This is a genomic window from Streptomyces sp. NBC_00029, from assembly GCF_045160505.1.
Classification (GTDB): Bacteria; Actinomycetota; Actinomycetes; order Streptomycetales; family Streptomycetaceae; genus Streptomyces.
Genome location: NZ_CP108292.1, coordinates 8441721 through 8461381 on the forward strand (window position 1 = coordinate 8441721; position 19661 = coordinate 8461381).

19 protein-coding genes and 2 pseudogenes are annotated in these 19661 nt (G+C 71.9%); 10 read left to right on the forward strand and 11 right to left on the reverse strand.

What is annotated here, in order from left to right; all coding sequences use genetic code 11:
- Position 1: 1 nt before the first annotated feature.
- The 3 genes from OG753_RS38860 to OG753_RS38870 form a co-directional block, all read right to left on the reverse strand.
- Positions 2–1390 carry an ATP-binding protein gene (locus OG753_RS38860; protein ID WP_405792261.1) on the reverse strand — a complete coding sequence of 463 codons (1389 nt, stop codon included), beginning with the start codon at positions 1388–1390 and terminating at the stop codon, positions 2–4.
- The gene (locus OG753_RS38865; RefSeq protein ID WP_405792263.1) at positions 1387–2112 is read right to left on the reverse strand and encodes a response regulator transcription factor; all 726 of its coding nucleotides are present in this window, start codon (positions 2110–2112) and stop codon (positions 1387–1389) included. Before OG753_RS38865 ends, OG753_RS38860 begins: the two co-directional genes overlap by 4 nt.
- Positions 2113–2228: 116 nt before the next feature.
- Entirely contained in the window at positions 2229–3608 is a 1380-nt protein-coding gene (locus tag OG753_RS38870; RefSeq protein ID WP_405792974.1) for an MFS transporter, read from the reverse strand.
- A 410-nt stretch (positions 3609–4018) separates the two neighbouring features.
- Between OG753_RS38870 and OG753_RS38875 the strand changes: the two genes are divergently transcribed.
- Both OG753_RS38875 and OG753_RS38880 read left to right on the forward strand, forming a co-directional pair.
- Positions 4019–5353 (forward strand): phytase, encoded by a 1335-nt coding sequence (locus OG753_RS38875; RefSeq protein WP_405792265.1) that lies wholly within the window; start codon positions 4019–4021, stop codon positions 5351–5353.
- An 84-nt stretch (positions 5354–5437) separates the two neighbouring features.
- Positions 5438–6280, forward strand: coding sequence for a PaaX family transcriptional regulator C-terminal domain-containing protein (locus OG753_RS38880; RefSeq protein WP_405792267.1), 843 nt, complete (start codon positions 5438–5440; stop codon positions 6278–6280).
- A 39-nt stretch (positions 6281–6319) separates the two neighbouring features.
- On the opposite strand, the gene OG753_RS38885 is transcribed toward OG753_RS38880, so the two are convergent.
- Together OG753_RS38885 and OG753_RS38890 are read right to left on the reverse strand one after the other, a co-directional pair.
- Positions 6320–6823 (reverse strand): allene oxide cyclase barrel-like domain-containing protein, encoded by a 504-nt coding sequence (locus tag OG753_RS38885; RefSeq protein WP_405792269.1) that lies wholly within the window; start codon positions 6821–6823, stop codon positions 6320–6322.
- A 291-nt stretch (positions 6824–7114) separates the two neighbouring features.
- Entirely contained in the window at positions 7115–8782 is a 1668-nt protein-coding gene (locus OG753_RS38890) for a carboxylesterase/lipase family protein (RefSeq protein ID WP_405792271.1), read from the reverse strand.
- A 228-nt stretch (positions 8783–9010) separates the two neighbouring features.
- Here OG753_RS38890 and OG753_RS38895 point away from each other — a divergent pair, with 228 nt between their 5' ends.
- The 5 genes from OG753_RS38895 to OG753_RS38915 are packed head-to-tail and all read left to right on the forward strand — an operon-like array spanning position 9011 to position 13514.
- Positions 9011–10186 carry an ABC transporter substrate-binding protein gene (locus OG753_RS38895; protein WP_327266477.1) on the forward strand — a complete coding sequence of 392 codons (1176 nt, stop codon included), beginning with the start codon at positions 9011–9013 and terminating at the stop codon, positions 10184–10186.
- Between the two features lies 1 nt (position 10187).
- The gene (locus OG753_RS38900; protein WP_327266478.1) at positions 10188–11066 is read left to right on the forward strand and encodes a branched-chain amino acid ABC transporter permease; all 879 of its coding nucleotides are present in this window, start codon (positions 10188–10190) and stop codon (positions 11064–11066) included.
- On the forward strand, positions 11063–12034 hold the full coding sequence (locus OG753_RS38905; RefSeq protein WP_405792274.1) for a branched-chain amino acid ABC transporter permease: 972 nt from the start codon (positions 11063–11065) through the stop codon (positions 12032–12034). Before OG753_RS38900 ends, OG753_RS38905 begins: the two co-directional genes overlap by 4 nt.
- Positions 12031–12807 carry an ABC transporter ATP-binding protein gene (locus OG753_RS38910; protein ID WP_405792276.1) on the forward strand — a complete coding sequence of 259 codons (777 nt, stop codon included), beginning with the start codon at positions 12031–12033 and terminating at the stop codon, positions 12805–12807. The genes OG753_RS38905 and OG753_RS38910 overlap by 4 nt, the downstream gene beginning before the upstream one ends.
- Positions 12804–13514 carry an ABC transporter ATP-binding protein gene (locus OG753_RS38915; protein WP_405792278.1) on the forward strand — a complete coding sequence of 237 codons (711 nt, stop codon included), beginning with the start codon at positions 12804–12806 and terminating at the stop codon, positions 13512–13514. Before OG753_RS38910 ends, OG753_RS38915 begins: the two co-directional genes overlap by 4 nt.
- Before the next feature lie 29 nt (positions 13515–13543).
- On the opposite strand, the gene OG753_RS38920 is transcribed toward OG753_RS38915, so the two are convergent.
- The 3 genes and pseudogenes from OG753_RS38920 to OG753_RS38930 form a co-directional block, all read right to left on the reverse strand.
- Positions 13544–13828, reverse strand: a complete 285-nt coding sequence (locus OG753_RS38920; protein ID WP_405792280.1) for a hypothetical protein — start codon at positions 13826–13828, stop codon at positions 13544–13546.
- Positions 13806–13964, reverse strand: a pseudogene (locus OG753_RS38925) (two-component sensor histidine kinase); the annotation flags it as partial. The pseudogene OG753_RS38925 and the gene OG753_RS38920, both read right to left, overlap by 23 nt.
- A pseudogene (locus tag OG753_RS38930) lies at positions 13960–14300 on the reverse strand (response regulator); the annotation flags it as partial. The pseudogenes OG753_RS38925 and OG753_RS38930, both read right to left, overlap by 5 nt.
- Before the next feature lie 125 nt (positions 14301–14425).
- Here OG753_RS38930 and OG753_RS38935 point away from each other — a divergent pair.
- Both OG753_RS38935 and OG753_RS38940 read left to right on the forward strand, forming a co-directional pair.
- Complete coding sequence (locus tag OG753_RS38935) at positions 14426–14851, forward strand: secondary thiamine-phosphate synthase enzyme YjbQ (protein ID WP_327266483.1); 426 nt, start codon at positions 14426–14428, stop codon at positions 14849–14851.
- 125 nt (positions 14852–14976) lie between these two features.
- Positions 14977–15384 (forward strand): hypothetical protein, encoded by a 408-nt coding sequence (locus OG753_RS38940; RefSeq protein ID WP_405792282.1) that lies wholly within the window; start codon positions 14977–14979, stop codon positions 15382–15384.
- A gap of 62 nt (positions 15385–15446) precedes the next feature.
- Here the strand turns inward: OG753_RS38940 and OG753_RS38945 are convergent, their stop codons facing one another.
- Together OG753_RS38945 and katG are read right to left on the reverse strand one after the other, a co-directional pair.
- On the reverse strand, positions 15447–15905 hold the full coding sequence (locus OG753_RS38945) for a hypothetical protein (RefSeq protein WP_405792284.1): 459 nt from the start codon (positions 15903–15905) through the stop codon (positions 15447–15449).
- Between the two features lie 105 nt (positions 15906–16010).
- Positions 16011–18248 (reverse strand): catalase/peroxidase HPI, encoded by a 2238-nt coding sequence (gene katG / locus OG753_RS38950; RefSeq protein ID WP_405792286.1) that lies wholly within the window; start codon positions 18246–18248, stop codon positions 16011–16013.
- Positions 18249–18659: 411 nt separating this feature from the next.
- Here katG and OG753_RS38955 point away from each other — a divergent pair, with 411 nt between their 5' ends.
- Positions 18660–19070, forward strand: coding sequence for a Fur family transcriptional regulator (locus OG753_RS38955; RefSeq protein ID WP_327266487.1), 411 nt, complete (start codon positions 18660–18662; stop codon positions 19068–19070).
- 18 nt (positions 19071–19088) lie between these two features.
- Here OG753_RS38955 and OG753_RS38960 read toward each other — a convergent pair whose 3' ends face one another.
- Entirely contained in the window at positions 19089–19649 is a 561-nt protein-coding gene (locus OG753_RS38960) for a hypothetical protein (protein WP_405792288.1), read from the reverse strand.
- Positions 19650–19661 lie beyond the last annotated feature (12 nt).

A 19661-nucleotide genomic window follows, 5' to 3' on the forward strand; every position in this document is an offset into this window, starting at 1 on the left:
CTCACGGCGCCGGGATCCGGAGCTCGACCACCAGACCGTGCGGCACATGGCCGCTGACGTCGAGCCGACCACCGCTGATGCGGGCGATCTCGTCGGCGATGGCCAGGCCCAGGCCGCTGCCGGGGACGTTCTGATGCTCCGGGGCGCGCGCGAAGCGCCTGAGCAGAAGGGGCAGTTGCTCCTCGGGAACCCCCGGGCCGTCGTCCGTGACCCGTACGACGGCGCTCCCGTCCGTCCCGTGCGTGGCGCGCACCTCGACGCGGCCGCCCCGCGGGACGAACTTGACGGCGTTGTCGAGGAGCGCGTCCAGGATCCGGCCCGCCGCGTCGGGCAGGGCGCGCGCCGACAGGTCCCCGGCCGGACAGGACGCCGTCAGGTGCACGCCCGCGGCACGGTAGACCGGAGCCCAGGCCGTCACCCGGTCCCGCACCGCCCGCGCGACGTCCTGGACGGTGGGCTCCGCCGTGCCGGACTCCACGCGGGCCAGCGCCAGCAGGCCGTCGAGCAGCTCCTCCAGGCGTTCCGCCTCGTCCAGTGCGCGGCCGTGCTCGGCCAGGCCGGGCCCGGGTGCGAGGTACGGTTCGACGTTCTCCAGCTGCAGGACGAGCGTGGCCAGCGGATTGCGCAACTGGTGGGAGGCATCGGCGACGAAGTCGCGCTGGCGGCCGATGGAGTCGGCCATGGCCTCCGCCATCGCGTTGAAGTGCCGGCGCAGGTGGCGCAGTTCCGGCGGGCCGGTGTCGGACACGGCCCGGGCCTGGAGGCTGCCGGCGGTCAGCCGCTCGACCGCCCGGTCCAGGTCCCGCACGGGGCGCATCAGCCAGCGCGCGATCCCGGCCGCGACCAGGGCCGCCGCCGCGAAGGCGGTCAGCGCCCCGGCGGCGATGAGCGACCAGCGGGCCGCCACGTCCCGGCGGGCGGCGTCGGTGGGTACGGCCATCAGGACCGCCCCGCTCACCCGCTCGTCCCGGCCCACCGGCTCGGCCAGCACGACGGTCCGAGGGCCCCAGGGGAGAAGGGTGGGCAGCCGGTCGGTGGAACGGCCGGTGAGGGCGCGGCGGCGGGCGTCGGAGTCGGCGGCCGCGCCCGTGGCGGCCTCCGCCGCCGGCCCGGTCCCGGCCCGGGCCACCGTGGCCCCCGCGGTGTCGACCACGACCACCCCCGCTCCGTACAGCTGGGCGTAGCGGCTGATCTCGGCCGAAAGCTCCGCGCGATCGGCGGCGGTGCGCATCCGGTCGGCGAGATCGGCGAACCGTACGGCCTCCGAGCGCCGTTGGAGGAGCAGGTGCTCGGTACGACCGCGTGCGGAGGCGTCCGCCAGGGGGATGCAGAGCAGCAGCGCGGCCGCCCCCATCAGCACCATCAGCACCGCGAGGAGCCTGCGCCTCACCGCTCGCCGCCCGGGTCGCCGCCCCCTGTATCGGGCGCGGCCGTCGGGGTGCCGAGCTGGTAGCCGAACCCCCGGACGGTACGCACCAGGCCGGAGCGGCCGGTCTTGGCGCGGATGCCCGCCACATGGACGTCCAGCGAGCGGGAGGCCGCGAGGAAGGCGTCCCCCCAGATCCGGTCCAGGATCACCTCGCGGGAATGCACCTCGTCCGGGCGGGCCGCCAGGAAGGCGAGTACGTCGAACTCGCGCCGCGTCAGGCGCACCGCGACGCCCGCCACCGTGACGGTCCGCCCCGACAGGTCGACCTCGACGTCACCGGTGCGCACGGGGCGCGGCCCGGCCGTGATCGGCTCGGTACGGCCCGGGTGCGGGTCCGTCCGGCGCCGTACGGAATCGATGCGGGCCATCAGTTCGGCCATGCGGAACGGCTTGACCACATAGTCGTCGGCGCCCGCCCGCAGCCCCTGCACGATGTCGCGCTCCTCGCACCGCGCGGTCACCACGATCAGCGGCGCGTCGCATACGGTACGCAGCCGCCGCAGCAGCTCCAGCCCGTCGAGATCGGGAAGGCCCAGGTCGAGCAGGACGAACTCGGCCTCGCGCGCGTGCCGCAGGGCGTCCAGGGCACGCCCGACCCGGCGGACGGTGTGCCCGCGCAGGGCGAGGGCCGTGCCGAGGGCCTGGGCCATGCGGTCGTCGTCCTCGACGAGAAGCGCGTGCATAGACAATTCCTCGTGACCTGTGACCTGTGACCTGTGACTGGACCCCGGCCACCGGAGCCCCCGTGACCCGGCGCAGCAGCTTACGGGAGCCGGCGCGCCGGGCCACCGGGGACGGATCAGCGTGCGGCCTCGGCCGCAGCCGTCGCCGGCCGGTCCGGACCCGGGGCGAGGCCGCCGTCCTCCTCGGCCTCGGCGCGGCTGAGCGCGGCGTTGCGGGTGTCCGGCATGAGGACGTAGGTCACGAGGGAGATCAGCGCGCACCCGGAGACGTACCAGAAGAACATGGTCTCGTGACCACTGTTCTTGAACCACAGCGCCACGTACTCCGCCGTGCCGCCGAAGAGCGCGTTGGCGATCGCGTACGGCAGTGCCACGCCCAGCGCGCGCACGCGCGTCGGGAACAGCTCGGCCTTGACCGCCGCGTTGATCGAGGTGTAGCCGGTGATGATGACCAGGGCCAGCAGGGACAGGCCGAGCGCGGACCAGTACGAGGACGCGGACCCGAGGGCGGTCATGATCGGGTAGGTCCCGACGGTGCAGCCCACCGCGAAGGTGATGAGCAGGGGCCGGCGGCCGATCCGGTCGGACAGCATGCCGGCGAAGGGCTGCAGCACGGCGAAGAGGGTCAGCGCGGTGAAGCTGACGAGCGTGGCGGTGGTCTTCTCCATGCCCGCGCTGCCGACCAGGTACTTGGTGAGGTAGGTGGTGTAGGTGTAGTACGCCACGGTGCCGCCGAGGGTGAGCGCCATGACCAGCCCCGCCTGTCGCCGGTACTGCCACAGGGCCTTGAGCGTGCCGCGCGTGCTGTCGTCATGGGCTTCCTCGCCCGCCGCCGACTCCTCCTTGAACGCGTCGGTCTCCTGGAGGCGTCGCCGCAGCCAGAAGACGACCACCGCGAACAACGCCCCGACGACGAAGGGAATCCGCCAGCCCCAGCTCTCCAACTGGGCAATGGTCAACGTGTGCTGAAGGGTGATCAGAATGCCCAGGCCGAGCAGCTGGCCGCAGGTCATCGACACGTACTGGAAGGACGAGCCAAGGCCGCGCCGGTTGCGGGCGGACGCTTCGGTCAGGTAGGTGGCGCTGGCCGCGTACTCGCCGCCGATGCTCATCCCCTGGAGCAGCCGCGCGAGCAGCAGCACCAGGGCGCCGAAGTACCCGGCCTGGCCGTACGTCGGTGCCACGGCGATCAGCAGCGCGGCCACCGACATCATGGTGACGGTGAGGGTCAGCGCACTCTTGCGGCCGTGCCGGTCGGCGGCGCGCCCCAGGATCCAGCCGCCGACCGGGCGCATCAGGAAGCCCACGGCGAAGATCCCCGCCGTGTTCATCAGCTGGGTGGTCGGGTTGTCGCCGGGGAAGAAGGAGTCGGCGAAGTAGATTGCGAAGCTGGCGTAGACGAACCAGTCGTACCACTCGACGAGATTGCCCAGCGAGCCGCCGACCAGGGCGAGACGGCGCTTCCTGCGCTCGTCCCCGGGCGGCGGTGCGGGCATGACGACGGACGAGGACATGGCGGCTCCAGACGGAAGTCCCTGATGAGAGACGGCAGAACTGCCCCGGTGGCGGGGGAGTGTCCAGAGCATGCGGCGGCGGTCGTACCCGGACAAGGTTCGCCACGCAGATCTAACGTTCCGCTAAGGAAGCCCTCGGGCGCCCCGTCGGGCGACCTCTCGGGCGACCGCTCTGGTGAGCTGTCCGGCGTGTCCTCGGGAGCGCCCTTGGGAACGCCCCCGGCAGGACCACGGGCGCGCCGGATTTCACGGTGCCGTCATGTGCACGTCACGCTAGCTCCATGGGGGCCACCCGCAGGTGGCCCACGGTGGGGGCGGCCCGCCGCCGAGCGCCGGACGACTCCGCGCACCACGCGGCCGGCCCGACCCCGTACCCCTCACCAGGAGGCAAGATGCGCGTGATCCCGAGCAGGCGGACCCCGGCCGTGACCGCGGCGGCCGTGGTGGCACTGGGTGTGATCGCGGTGCCCGCGCACGCCCGCGACGCCTCGGCGCCGCCGCTGCCCCGGGTGTCTGCCTCCGTGGAGACGCCCTCCCTCTTCGACGACGAGGCCGGCGGCAACGCGAACGCCGACGACCCGGCGATCTGGCGCAACGCGAAGAACCCCGACCGCAGCCTGGTGATCGCCACCGCCAAGGAGGGCGGCCTGCGCGTCTACGACCTGGACGGCCGTCAGGTGCAGAGCCTGCCGGCGCCCCCGCCGCCGCGGGAGGGAGACATGCCCGGCCGCTTCAACAACGTCGACCTGATCAGCGGACTCCGCTTCCCGGACGGCCGCCACGACGTGGCCGTCGTCTCCGACCGCGGCCGCGACCAGCTGCGCGTCTACCGGATCGACCCGAAGCGGCCCACCGCCCCGCTGGTCGACGTCACCGACGAGACGGCCGCCCCGCACGTCTTCTCCGCCGGCCAGGACGAGGTCAACGAGCAGCGGACCGCCTACGGACTCGCCGCCTACACCGACCGCCGCAGCGGCCGCTCGTACGCGGTCACCAGCCGGCGCCACGCCACAGCCCTCGCGCTGGCCGAGCTCCTGCCGAACGCCGGCGGAAAGGTCGGCTACCGCACCGTCCGCACCACCTCGCTGCCCTCCTCCTTCACCCTGCCCGACGGAAAGGCGTGGGCACCGTGCGCGGAACCGGGCGAGGAACCCCAGGTGGAGGGCATGGTCATCGATCCCGACACCGGTGACCTCTACGCCGGCCAGGAGGACGTGGGCATCTGGAAGCTCGACGCCGACCTGCGGTCACCCGCACGCCTGATCGAGAAGGTCCGCTCCTACGGCGTACCCGGCACCTGGAACCCCGCAACCGAGGAATGCACAGCGGGCGCCGACCCCGGCTTCGGCGGCCGGCACATCGCGGCCGACGTCGAGGGCCTGACCATCTGGCGCGACCCCGCGCAGCCCGCCCGCCGCGGCTACCTGCTGGCCTCCAGCCAGGGCGACGACACCTTCGCCGTCTTCGACCGCGGGCACGGCAACGCGTACGTCCGCGGCTTCCGCATCGGCGACGGCGCCGGGCCGAGCTCGCCGGACGGCGCCCAGGAGAGCGACGGCGCCGCGGTCACGAGCGAACCGCTGGGCAGGAAGTTCCCCAACGGCCTGCTGGTCGTCCAGGACGGCCACAACACCCCCGCGACCACCGGACCCGACGGGGAGGCCCGGACCGACACCGACTTCAAGTTCGTGGACCTGGGCCTGCTCAAGCGCGCCGCCCGCCTCTGACCCCGGCCGCGGGGACCGTGACCTGGGCGGCGCCGCGTTCGCCCAGGTCGGTAGGATCGCCACCGCAGACGACGGAAGGCGATCATGGCGGACAGTCCCCTCAGGCCCAGCTCGTTGATCAACACGGTCTACGGGGCGTTCCTGCGACGGCTCGGAGGCTGGATCTCCGTCGCCGATCTGATCACCCTGATGTCCGAGCTCGACGTGGACGGCCCGGCGGCGCGCTCGGCGATCTCCCGGCTCAAGAAGAAGGGCGTCCTCGAACCGGAACGCCGGGGCGCCACCGGCTACCGGCTCAGCCCGGGTGCGCAACCCGTCTTCGACGAGGGCGACCGGCGCATCTTCGGCAGCCTGGAGCCGGCGAAGCTGAGCGACGGCTGGGCCATGGCCGTCTTCTCCGTACCGGAGTCCGAGCGCTCCTACCGCTACCAGCTGCGCACCCGGCTGACCTGGCTGGGCTTCGGCAACATCGCCCCGGGCGTGTGGCTGGCGCCGGGCCGACTCCTCGGCGACGCCCGTGACATGCTCGTACGGCTCGGCCTCAGCGACTACGTGCACCTGTTCGCCGCCGACTACGCCGCCTTCAGCGACCTGCCCGGGACCGTCAGCTCCTGGTGGGACTTCCCGGCGATCGAGGAGCAGTACGCCGGGTTCACCCAGGCGTACGGCCCCGTCGCCGCGGCCCTGACCGGGCAGCCCGGTATCGACGGCGCCGAGGCCTTCCGCCACTACGTGCCCATGCTCACCCAGTGGCGCCGCCTGCCGTACCTCGACCCCGGACTGCCCGCCGAGCTGCTCCCGGCCGACTGGAACGCGGTGGCCGCGCGGCAGATCTTCCAGCAGCTCAACGAGGTGCTCGCCCCGCCCAGCCTGCGGCACGTGCAGGAGGTCACCGGCCTGACCGAGGAGGCGGCGGACGCCCCCTAGGGGGCGTCGGGCCTTCTCGACGGGCGGGGGCGGGGCCGGTCACTTCAGGTGGATCGTGAATGTCCTCGCGCCGTTGACGATCGGCCCGACGTGGACCGAGCCACGAGCCCGGTCGAATTCCCCGGTGCCGCCGGTGATCGCGTTGTCGAACGAACCGGGAGGGCCCGGGACGATGCCGAAGACCATCCCCTGCACGGAGAGCTGGCCGCCCGGGAGGACGTAGGTCACGTAGCACGCCTCCGCTCCGCCCTCGGCGACCCGGGTGGTGGTGCAGGTGCCGCCGGTTTCGCCGACCTGGTTGCCGGCCGCGTCATGGAGGGTCGAGCGGACGACGGTCCGATCACCCTGGGAGGGACCGCTGGAGTTGACGGGGAAGCGCGACTGCTGCGCGAGCCTGCCGGTCAGTGTGATGACCCGTTGCTTTTGGGGCTTGGCGTGGGCGGCAGGGGAGTCCGTCGCGTCTGCGGTCACGGCAGGGGCCCAGGCGAGAAGGGCAACCAGGGCGGTGGCCGTGCCGAGACAGGCGGCTCTGATGGGGCGCATCGTGTGGCTCCTGAAGTGTTGATGCTCATGGATGGTCACATGACAAAACGGTCATGCGATCTCATTCATAACCTCGGCTTTCCCGCCACCCGGAACACCCCGGCGCGACTCACCGGCAGGTCCGACCGGTCGGACCAACCCGGGACGAGAGACAGCCCGCCCGACAGTGCGCCCGGGTCGCGGTACCGGGCGCCGCGGCTCAAGCACGGCACCGTTCCACGGACGGGCGGACGGGCGGACGGGCGGACGGGCGAACGGACGGTCGCGTCGCAGGCGAGGTGACCCTTGCGGTCAGTCCGCCCCGGGACCGTCCTGGCGGGCGGCCTGTCGCGACGTCGGACGGTGCAGACGCCGCCAGTACCCGGCGAGGTCGTCAACGGCGCCGGTGACCGAGTCCAGGCTCATGGTGGTCCGTGCGTTGCGTTCGTAGCGCTGCCAGTGCGGCATGGGGCTGCGGTTGGGATCACCGGTGCGGATGAAGGAGATCCAGGACGCGTGCACGGCGCCGGCGAGACCGTCACGGATCCTCGGGTTCAGCCCCGCCAGGAACGGCGCCTGCGACCACTTGTCGAAGTTGTTGAAGACGAACGGCAGCTCCAGACAGTGCGGCGAGGCCAGTTGCCCGTTGTGCGCGGGCGTCGGGAGGTCGAACTGGTACGCCCAGACCGGCCGTCCGTGGGCCGCGCGCCGCTCGGCCAGGTCGATCCCGGGGATGCGGAACAGGTCGTCGCCGATCAGGTCCATGAGGACGTCGACTGGGCGGGACCCCGGCCGGGCCTCCTCGTACGCCGTGTAGGCCTCGGCCGCACGGGCCCCGAAGGTGTCCCGCGCCCGCGCGAGCACTTGGTCCTTGGTGGCGGCGGCGTAGGGCTCGTTGAGCGCGAAGGCGAAGGTGGCCTCTTCCCTGGTCCATCCGATCAGGACGTCGATGTCCGCCCCCGGGCCGCTGAGCAGCAGGTCGGCCGGCCGGCGGGTCAGCGTCGCGTCGTCGAGCACCGGCAGGAACGGGGTCGACCAGTACCCCCACCGTCCGGTGCGCCGGAACATCTCGATGGTGGCGCCGATCAACTGGGGCCAGGGGAGGGCCCGTAGCTCCGTCACGTTCCTGACCCCGAGGATCTCGAGGTAGGTGGCGCTGCGCCGGAGGGACTCCGCGCGGCCGGGGATCTGCAGTCCGAGCGGCGGACTCTGCAGGATGGCGCGCCGGAACAGCGGGCGCCCGGTGGGCCGGGCGCCGGCGAGGGCGGCGACCGAGAGTGCGCCGCCGGACTGCCCGGCGAGGGTGATGTCGTCCGGGTCGCCGCCGAACGCGGCGATGTTGTCCCGTACCCAGCGCAGCGCGGCGAGTTGGTCGGTGAGCCAGAAGTTCCCGTCGGCGCCCTCCTCGCCGAAGTAGAGGTAGCCCAGCGGCCCGAGACGGTAGTTGAGGGTCACGACGACCATGTCGCCGTTCCGCGCGAAGGTTTCGCCGGAGTAGTGGGGCAGGGAGCCGGATCCGGAGATGAAGCCGCCTCCGTGGATCCAGACCAGGACGGGCCGTTTGGCGTCGTCGGCGCGGGGCGTCCAGATGTTGAGGGTGAGGCAGTCCTCGCTGAACGGGGGAGCGCCGTGGGTTCCGAGCACCGCGTCGCCCCCTTCCCGGTACAGCTGCGGGGCGCTCGGCCCGAAGGCGGTCGCATCGCGTGTCCCCTGCCACCCGGGGTGGGGCTGGGCAGGGCGCCACCGCAGAGCGCCGACCGGGGGAGCGGCGTAGGGCACGCCCTTGAACATGGCCAGCCCGCCTTCGACGCTTCCGCGCAGCCGCCCCGCGGGCGGCTCCACGACGAGCGGGGTCCCGCCCGCCGGCGGGGCGGCCTGCGCCGCGGCGGCCGGGCCGCCGGGGATGCCGGAGAGCAGCGCGGCACCGGTCAGCACCCCGGTGTTCCTGAGGACTCTGCGCCGTGATGGATCGTCGGTCATGGTGCTTCACTCCCTGACTGATCATGAATTCGCCCACCGAAGTGGTATAGCGCGAAATTGACGATGGTTAGTGCTACGGCACATGTGAGACGCCGGTCAAGGGGTGGGGCGACACTCCAACGGGTATGTTGCGATCTCTTGACGGCCGTCGATATTTCACGATAGACACGTGTCACCTCAGGAGCAGCATCCGGTCCGCGAGGGCCGTCGACAACGTACGGAGTCTCCATGGCAGGTCGCTTTCGCCCCCTGGTTCTGATCACCGTCACCACGAGCCTCTTGCTGGCCACGGGGTGCGGCGGCGCGAGTCTCGGTACCGGCGAAGACAGCAAGCAGAAGGGGCCCGTGAGGATCGGGCTCCTCGTTCCCCGGTCCGGCACCTACAAGGCGCTCGGCGACGACATGAAGCAGGGCTTCGAGCTCTACGTCCGACAGCACGGCGGCAGACTCGGCGGCCGCGAGGTCGAGATCGTGATCGCGGACGAGGGGGAGACGGCCGACTCGGGCAAGGCGGCGGCGGAGAAGCTCGTCAAGCAGGACCGGGTACTGGCGGTCAGCGGCGTGGTCAGCTCGGCCACCGTCAACGGGGTCAAGGACCTGTTCGAGACCGGCCGGATCCCGCTCGTCGGCTCGAACGCCTCACCGACGACCCTGACCGGAACCAAGTACATCTGGCGCACCTCGTACGTCAACGACGAGCCGGGCAAGGCGCTCGGCAAGCACGTCGCCGAGCGGGCCGGGGGCCCGGTCTTCCTCATCGCCGCGGGCTACCAGGCGGGCAAGGACGAGATCGAGGGCTTCAAGTCCACCTTCCTGGCCGCCGGCGGCAAGATCGCGGGGGAGGAGGTCTACACCCCGTTCCCGGGGACCAAGAACTTCCAGCCCTACCTCTCGCAGATCGAGAACTCCGGCGCGAAGGCGGTCTTCTGCTTCTACGCAGGCGGCGCGGCCGTCGACTTCGTCAAGCAGTACCGTGACTTCGGCCTGGCCGGCCGGATCCCGCTCTACGCACCCGGCTTCCTCACCGAGGGCGGCGTACTGAAGGGCCAGGGAGACGCCGCGAACGGTGTCCTCACCGCCCTCAACTACAGCGCCGACCTGGACAACGCCGCCAACCGGCAGTTCGCGCCGGCCTACCGGGCCGCCCACGGCACGGAGCCGACCACCTACGCGATGGCGTCATGGGACGCGGCGCAGGTCCTCGACAAGGCGATCAAGGCGGCCGGTGCCACCGTGACCCCGGAATCGGTCAATGCCGCCATCTCCACGGTGGGGGACATCGACAGCCCGCGCGGCACCTGGCGGTTCAACAGCGGCGGCACACCGATCCAGCCCTGGTACCTGCGCGAGGTCAGGCAGGGCGCCAACACCGTCGCCGGCGACCTCGGCCGACTGGGCGGCTGAGATGCCCGGATGGCTCGACGGCAACCTCGTCAGCGTCGTCGACGGCATCGCGTTCGGGCTGCTGCTCTTCACGATCGCCGTCGGCCTCTCCCTGGTCTTCGGCATGATGGACGTCCTCAACCTGGCGCACGGCACCCTCTACCTCGCGGGCGCCTACACGGCCTACGCACTGTCCGACGGAACCCTGCCGGGCCTGCTCCTCGCCCTCGCGGCCGGCGCCCTGGTGGGCGCCCTCGGGGGAGCGGTGCTGACACTGCTCACGCAGCCGCTGGCCCGGCGCGGACATCTGGACCAGGCCGTGCTCACCCTCGGCATCACGTTCATCGTCGCCGACCTCCTCGCCGCCGCCTTCGGCAGCGAGGTCCTGCCGACGGATCCGCCGGTACCGCTGCGCGGGACGGTGAACCTGCTCGGCCACACGTATCCCGTCTACCGGCTGGTGTTCATCGCCGTCGCGGCCTGCCTCGCGGTGCTCGTCCACCTCGTCTTCGAACGCAGCTCGCTCGGAGCGCTCGTACGGGCCACCGTCGCGGACCGCGACATGGTCCGGGCCCAGGGCGTCGACGTCCGCAAGGTGCTCTACGGGGTCTTCGCGCTGGGCGCGGCCCTGGCAGCCGTCGGCGGTGTCCTCGGCGCGCCGATCCTGGGACCCGGCCCGGGCGTCGACGAGAGCGTGCTCGTCCTCTCCCTCGTCGTCGTGGTCGTCGGCGGCCTCGGATCCGTGCGCGGCGCCCTCGCCGGGGCACTGCTCATCGGCCAGGTTCAGACCCTCGGGGTGGCACTGCTCCCGCAGTACGCGCCCTTCCTCCTCTTCGGCGCCATGCTGGTGGTACTCGTGGTCCGCCCGCACGGCCTGGTCCCGTCGGCGGTGCGCACATGAGCGCGTTCCGGACCTCCCGGACCTCCCGATCGGCAGGGGCCGCCGTACTCCTCGGGCTGGCCCTGGCCCCCTTCCTGCTCGGCCCGTACGCCATCTCCACCCTGTCGCGGATCCTCGTGTTCGCCCTGCTCGCGCTGAGCGTGAACCTGCTCACCGGGCTGACCGGGCTCCCGACCCTCGGCCAGTCCGCCTACTTCGGCGTCGGCGCCTACACCGCGGCGATCGTCGCCAAGGGCCTCACCGACATCGGACCGATCCAACTCCTCATCGCGGCAGGCGTTTCCGCGCTGGTGGCCGTGCCCACCGGATGGCTGGCCGTCCGGGCCCGCGGCGTGGTGTTCCTCATGCTGACGCTGGCCATCGGCGAGATCGTCTACAGCGCAGCCGTCAACTGGAAGCCGGTGACCGGCGGCAGCGACGGGATCTCGGGCGTCCCGCCCGTCGTACCGCTGCCCGGCATGCCCGCCCTGGAGCTCGACGGGCTCGTCTACTTCTACGTGCTGGCCATGTTCCTGCTGCTCCTCGCGGCCGTCACCCGCCTGGACTCGACCCCGTTCGCCCTCGCCCTGCGCGGGATCCGCGACAACGAACCCCGCATGAAGGCCATCGGCTACCCCACCCGTCGGTACGCCCTGACCGTCTACTGCGGCGCCGCCGCGCTGGCCGGCGCCGCCGGGTCGCTGTGGGTCTCGGTGCAGCGCTTCGTGTCACCCGGCGACGCCGGATTCGAGATCGCCGCCCTCGCACTGCTCGCCGTCGTCATCGGCGGCTCCGGCTCGATACGGGGGGCCTGCGCGGCGGCCGCGCTCATCTGGCTGACCCGTGACTACCTCGGAAACCTCGAAGCCGTCGCCGGACACGGGCCGCTGCTGCTCGGGCTGCTCTTCGTCGTCGCCGTCTACACACTGCCCCGCGGGCTGGCCGGCGTACGGCTCCCGCACCAGCCGAGCCGGAAGAGGACGGCGTGAGCGATCTCGACCTACTGCACCTACGCGGAGTGTCGAAGCACTTCGGCTCCTTCACCGCCGTCGACGAGGTGTCCCTCACCGTGCGTGCCGGCGCGCGGCACGCGATCATCGGCCCCAACGGCGCCGGAAAATCAACGCTGTTCGGCCTCATCTCCGGAACCCTGACCACCAGTACCGGAACCATCACCCTGGACGGGCGGGACGTGACCCGGCTGCCCGTGCACCGCCGGGTCGGACTCGGAACGGCCGCGACCTTCCAGCACTCCAGCCTGTTCATGCGGGAGACCGTGCTGGAGAACGTCCTGCTCGCCGCCCTGCTCCGGACGGGGGCGGGGGCCGGGACGGGGCTCGGCGGATGGCGGAAGGTGAGTGCCCGGGCGGAGGTCCTCGCAGGGGCACGCACCCTGCTGGAACGCGTGGGGCTGCCCGACCGGCACGACCTCGCGGCGGCCGCCCTCTCCCACGGCGAACGGCGGCAGCTCGAAGTCGCCGTCGCGCTGGCCATCGAACCGCGGCTGCTGCTCATGGACGAACCGGCCGCCGGCATGTCACCGGCGGAGACGCAGCGCCTCACGGAACTGATCGCGGCGCTGCCCGACGAGGTGACCGTGCTCCTCGTCGAACACGACCTCGACATGGTCTTCGAACTCGCCGACACCGTCACCGTCATGCACCTCGGCCGGCACCTCACCACCGGCACACCGGATCAGGTGCGGGCCTCCGCCGAGGTCCAGCAGGCCTACCTGGGCACCACCACGGAGGTCTCCTCGTGAAGCCGTTCTTCCACGTGCGCGGACTGCGCTCCGGCTACGCCGGCGGTGTGGTCCTGAGCGGCGTCGACCTCGATGTCGAGCAGGGCGGGATCATCGCGGTCCTCGGACGCAACGGGGTCGGCAAGACCACCCTCATCTCGACCGTCATGGGCTTCGTCCGGCCGTACGAGGGCAGCATCACGCTCGGCGGCCGGGAGCTCGCCGGGGCCCGCGTCGACGTGATCGCCCGGGCCGGGGTGGGTGTCGTACCCCAGGGGCGCCGGGTGTTCGCGCCGCTGACCGTGGCGGAGCACCTCGCGATCGCCGCACGGCGCCGACCCGCGCAGGGGCCGTGGACCCGGGCACGGATCCTCGACCTGCTGCCGAGGCTGGGGGAGCGGCTCGGGCACCGGGGCGACGAACTCTCCGGAGGGGAACAGCAGATGCTCGCGATCGCCAGGGCCCTGCTGGGCAATCCGGGCCTGCTCCTCCTCGACGAGCCGTCCGACGGCCTCGCCCCGGCGATCGTGGCCCAGGTGGGGGAGGTGATCCGAGAGGTCGGCGCGCAGGGCATGACGGTCGTCCTGGTCGAGCAGAACCTGGGGCTCGCCCTCTCGGTCGCCGAGCACGTCGCCGTCATGCGGAAGGGGAGCATCGTCCACCGGGCATCCTGCGCGGAGTTCGCCTCCCGCCCCGACGAGCGCCGGCGTCTGCTGGGCGTCGAGTGAAGCGCCGACGTGCCGTCTCCACGACGCCCTCATCGGGCGTCGGCGTCATCGCCGATGCCGGTGTCGCGCACTGCCGGGGCGAGGTGTCGGGCGGTGTCGCGGGTGGCGCGCGGTACGCGCGGGCCCTGCTCGACGAGCCGGGCGGCGCGGCCCATCGTCCGCAGTGCGCGCACGGATCCGACGGCGGGCACGGCGTCGATCAGCGCCGACACGGGCCTGGACCCGGCGAGTTCCGCGGCGAACAGCACCCGGCAGGCCGAGCCGCCCTCGCCGCCCGGATCTCCGCCTCCGTCACTCCTCGTCCTCCTCCGCACACTGCTCAGGGTCGGTCCGGGGCAGGCGGAGCGTCCCGACGGCCCCGCCGTCCGGGGCATTGGCGAACTCCAGCCCGGCCCCGATCACCCGGGCCTGCCCGAGCGCGATCGTCAGGCCGAGACCGTGCCTCCGCCCTGTCGACCGGCTTGGTGACGTAGTCGTCGGCCCCGGCCTCCAGCCCGCCCACGATGTCGGTGGCGGCCCCGTGGGCCGACAGCATCAGGATCGGAACCGTGCTCGTCTCCCGGACCCGGCGGCACAGCCCCACACCGTCGAGCTCGGGGAGCATCATGTCCAGGATCAGCAGGTCGGGTCGCTGCTCCCGGAACAGCTCCAGCCCGTCAGTCCGTCCGCCGCGACCGAGATCGCGAAGCCGTACCGCTCCAGCGCGATGCGGACGGTGTCGCGGATCACCGCGTCGTCCTCGACGAGCAGCAGACGGCGTACCGGCGGATCGGTCACCTCGGTCACGAATCCCCCGGAGCGTGAGCGGGGACGGAGCGAGCCCCTGCGATTTTCGTAAGCGGGCCCGCCGGTCCGGCCGACACCGGCCGAGGTTGCGCGCAGCTGGGGAGCCGGGGCGCGAGGATGCAGCCATGGCCGACACCTTTGTTTCACGAACGATCGACGTGACGACCGGAGACCGGGAGACCGTCCACGACCTGACCGACGCCTGCGCCGCGTTCCTGCGGGAGGTGGCCGGGGGCCGGAGCGGACTGCTCAACGTCTTCACGCCGCACGCGACCGCCGGACTCGCCGTCATCGAGACGGGAGCGGGCAGCGACGACGACCTCCTCAAGGCCCTGGAGTCCCTCCTGCCCGCCGACGACCGCTGGCGGCACCGGCACGGATCCCCCGGTCACGGCCGGGACCACGTACTGCCCGCGATCGTCCCGCCCCACGCGACGCTGCCCGTGATCGACGGAATGCTGGAACTCGGAACCTGGCAGTCCGTCACCCTCGTGGACACCAACCGGGACAACCCGCGGCGTCAGGTCCGGCTGTCCTTCCTCGGCTGCTGACCCGCGCTGCGGTCCACAGGGTGAATACGTATCAATCATGACAGGTCAGAGGCGGTTTTCGTAGGATCAAGGGCACAGTGAATTGCCCTTGTTCGGACCCCTGTGCGGCTTTCAGAATCACCGTCATGACCTTCTCAGCGAACGCCAATCACGATGCGGTCCTCCGAGCCCGAGTGGCCCTCCTCGGATCACAGACCCTGCCCGTCCGCCACGAGGTCGCCGCCTACCGTGTGCTCGCCCGGGTGAGCCCGCTGGCCTATCTGCCGCTGCTGACCGTCGCGTTGTACGAGTACAGCCGCCAGGACTTCGCCCACCTGCCCGAAACCGCTCTGGCCCTGCGGGCCGAGGCGGTCGACGCGGCCCGCCGCATGTACGCCATGGAGCCGTCCCGGGACCTCCTGCTCCTCAAGGCGCTGAAGCGCTACCGGAAGCAGCTGGTGCTGATGGGGCGTCAGGAAGAACTGGACGCCGTGGACCGGGCAACGGCCCTCGTCGAGTCGGGCCGGCCGTGGCCCGGCGGCACGGGCGCGTAGCGGCAGCCCCGCCGTCCGGGGAGCCGACGCCGGTCCACGTGGAGACGCGGACCGGCGTCGGTTCACCACTGCCAGACGAGTGACTCGCCTTCGGCCACCTCGGACCAGCGCTCGGCCGCGCGGTCGAGCGCGGCCGAGGCCAGGGCGATCTGCCGCTCGTCCAGGGGGCTCCGGCCCAGCCCCCTGCCCTCCGTACGCTGTCCCGACCAGACCCGGTAGGCCCAGTTGACGGCCAGTTCGGCCCGCATGACCGCATCGCCCTCGCGCCGCAGGACCTTCAGCCCGGAGCGGCGGTGGCGGGTCGGCGCGACCGGTTCGAAGCCTTCGAACGTGGCCCCCTGCGCCGTGGCCCCCCAGAAGCCGTCGTTGATCCCGAGCGCGCTCTCGACCGCAGCGTGCACGAGGTCGTGCGGCATGGACGGACCCGTGGGCTGCGCGGCCAGCCGGACATCGGGGCCCCGTCGGCCGCGCACCTCCAGTTCGTGGCGGTCGTCCGGAAGCTTCCGGAAGATCATCTCCATTGCTCCGCCTTCCAGCAGCCCGGGTCGGGCGGTCCGTCGTGGAGGTACGCGGGCCCGGCCGCGTACCTCGAGGGGCGGGCCGGCCCGTGGGGGCCGGCCCGGACGTCACGGCCGGGCGAGGTCGAACCGGTCCAGGTTCATCACCTTGTCCCACGCCGCGACGAAGTCCTTCACGAACTTCTCCTTCGCGTCGTCGCTCGCGTAGACCTCCGCGAGCGCGCGCAGCTCCGAGTTCGACCCGAAGACCAGGTCGGCACGGCTGCCGGTCCACTTGACCCGGCCCGTGGCGCCGTCGCGGCCCTCGAACGCGTGCGCGTCCTCGGACGTCGCCGTCCACGTCGTGCCCAGGTCGAGAAGGTTGACGAAGAAGTCGTTGGTGAGGGACCCGGGGGTCGCGGTGAGGACGCCGAGCGGCGTCTGCTGGTGGTTCGCGCCCAGTACGCGCAGGCCGCCGACCAGGACCGTCATCTCGGGGGCGCTCAGGGTCAGCAGGTTCGCCCGGTCGAGCAGCAGGTACTCGGCCGGCAGCCGGTTGCCCTTCCCGATGTAGTTGCGGAACCCGTCGGCGACCGGCTCCAGCGCGGCGAAAGACTCCACGTCCGTCTGCTCCTGCGTCGCGTCCACGCGGCCCGGCGTGAAGGGGACCTGAACGGCGAAGCCGGCGTCCTCGGCGGCCTGTTCGACGGCGGCGGCGCCGGCCAGCACGATCAGGTCCGCGAGCGAGATCCGCTTGCCGCCGCTCTGGGCGGAGTTGAAGGACTCCTGGATCCCCGTCAGGGTGCGCAGCACCGCGGCGAGCTGGTCGGGGTCGTTGACCTCCCAGCCGCTCTGCGGCTGGAGGCGGATACGCCCGCCGTTGGCACCGCCGCGCTTGTCGCTGCCGCGGAAGGACGAGGCCGAGGCCCACGCGGCCGAGACGAGCTGGGACACGGTCAGGTCCGAGGCGAGGACCTCACGCTTGAGAGCGGCGACGTCGGCGGCGTCGACGAGTTCGTGCGCCACGGCGGGCAGCGGGTCCTGCCAGAGCAGCGTCTCGGCCGGGACCTCCGGGCCGAGGTAGCGCACGACCGGGCCCATGTCGCGGTGCGTCAGCTTGAACCAGGCGCGCGCGAACGCATCGGCGAACTCGGCCGGGTTCTCCAGGAAGCGCCGCGAGATCTGCTCGTAGGCCGGGTCGATCCGCAGCGAGAGGTCGGTCGTGAGCATCGTCGGGGCGTGGGTCTTCGACGCGTCGTGGGCATCGGGCACGGTACCCGCGCCGGCGCCGTCCTTCGGCCGCCACTGGTGCGCCCCGGCGGGGCTCTTGAACAGCTCCCACTCATAGCCGAACAGGATCTCGAAGAAGCTGTTGTCCCAGGTGATGGGGGTGTTGGTCCAGATGCCCTCAAGGCCGCTGGTGATCGCGTCGGCGCCCTTGCCGGTGCCGAAGGAGTTGCTCCAGCCCAGGCCCTGCGCCTCCAGCGGGGCGGCCTCCGGGTCGGCGCCGACGCTCTCCGCCGGGCCCGCGCCGTGGGTCTTTCCGAAGGTGTGGCCGCCCGCGATCAGGGCCACCGTCTCCTCGTCGTTCATCGCCATCCGGCGGAACGTCTCACGGATGTCGCGGGCCGCGGCGATCGGGTCGGGGGTGCCGTTCGGGCCCTCGGGGTTGACGTAGATGAGGCCCATCTGGACGGCGCCGAGGGGGTTCTCCAGCTCGCGGTCACCGGTGTAGCGCTCGTCGTCGAGCCAGGTGGTCTCGGGGCCCCAGTACACGTCCTCGTCGGGCTCCCAGACATCGGCGCGGCCGCCGCCGAAGCCGAACGTGTCGAAGCCCATCTGCTCCAGGGCCACGTTGCCGGTCAGGATCATCAGGTCGGCCCAGGACAGGTTCTGTCCGTACTTCTTCTTGACGGGCCACAGCAGGCGGCGGGCCTTGTCCAGGTTGCCGTTGTCCGGCCAGCTGTTGAGCGGCGCGAAGCGCTGCTGGCCGGCTCCCGCGCCGCCGCGGCCGTCGCTGATCCGGTAGGTGCCCGCGCTGTGCCAGGCCATCCGGATCATGAACGGACCGTAGTGGCCGAAGTCGGCGGGCCACCAGTCCTGCGAGGTGGTCAGCACCTCCGCGATGTCCCGCTTCACGGCGGGAAGGTCGAGGGTCCGGAACGCCACCGCGTAGTCGAACTCCTCGCCCAGGGGGTTGGCCACGGCCGGGTTCTTGGCGAGGATCTTCAGGTTGAGACGTTCGGGCCACCACTGGCGGTTTCCGCCGCCTTGAGTCGGGTGCGGGGCACGTCCGTGGGCAACGGGACAGCCCTCCCCGCCCTCGGACTTGGCGTCCGTGACGATTGCATCGTGGTTCTCAGACATGGGAATCCTTCCGTACCAGGCGGATCACGGTGTTCAGGAACTGAATGCGACTGAATGCGATGGAACAGCCGGGGCGCAGGGCCCCGAGTACGTGGGCTCGGCCGGTACGTGGGCTCGGCCTCGCCGATCGCCTCGACGCCGAGGGGTCACCGTCCCGGACGGCAGTGAGCGGGGGGACGCCGGCGGCCGGTCACGCGCGTGCTCGGCCCCGCGCAGCTCCTCGGCGGTGGTCCGGCACGTCTTCGTCACCTGCCGCTCTGGTGTCTTCCCGTCTCTTGGCTATCCACGAAACCGATCCTACGATGGACGGAATCCAAGTCAAGAAGAACACCAGGACCACATCCAATCGGATTCCGGATGCGGATCCGCAGACTTCGGGACATCCCGTCGAACCTGAACAGGTGGGCCTGTATGAGTGACCTGCTGGAGCGTTTGCGCGGGCGTGGCTGGCGGATGACGTCCCAGCGGCGTGTGGTCGCGGAGGTCCTCGACGGCGACCACGTACACCTCACGGCGGACGAGGTGCACGCCCGCGCGGTGCAGCGACTGCCGGAGATCTCCCGGGCGACCGTCTACAACGCCCTGGGCGAGCTGGTGGCCCTCGGCGAGGTCGCGGAGGTCACGACCGACGGCCGGGCGAAGCGCTACGACCCCAACGCGCACCATCCGCACCAGCATCTGGTGTGTTCCGCCTGCGGCCTCATCCGCGATGTCCACCCGACCGGCAACCCGCTGGCCGGCCTCCCGGCGGACGAGCGCTTCGGCTTCACGGTGTCCGGGGTCGAGGTCACCTATCGCGGACTGTGCCCGGACTGCACGTAGCCGCGGGCGCCCCCTGCCCTACCAGTCCTCGCCCTCATCCACTTCCATGTGACGGGCGGTGCGCCAGGCCGCTTCGAACTCGTCCCTGCCGATCTCCATGCCCACGAGTTCCGGGTCGTAGAGGTCCACGACGGGCGGGTTGAAGGGCCAGTCGTCCGGGCCGCTGCGCACACCGGGCCCGTCCGGGGCCAACTCGACCTGGCGCAGCCTGCGGCCGTCGGCCTCGACCTCCATCAGGTAGAGCGTGTGGTCCTCGTCGTCCTCGTCATCCCAGCGCCGCCGCAGCCACGTGATCTTCCGGTCGGCGAGCGCGCCGAAACCCTCGCGGCCGCGCTGGGCGTCCCGCTTGGCCCGAAGTCCGTCCAGCCCCGCGGGCGTGGTGGTCCCGTCGGCCCAGGCCTCGTCCAGGTCCCAGCCCTCGGCCGCCTCCACGGTGGCCGGGGTGTCGACGACCTCCACGTCCGCGAACGTCTCGCGCACCTCCCGGACCGAGCGCGCGTGGACCCACCACCACGAGCCGCCCATGCCGTAGTCGTGGAGGACGAGGAAGCGCGACACGGGCGCCAAATGATCGGTCATACCGGCCGACGA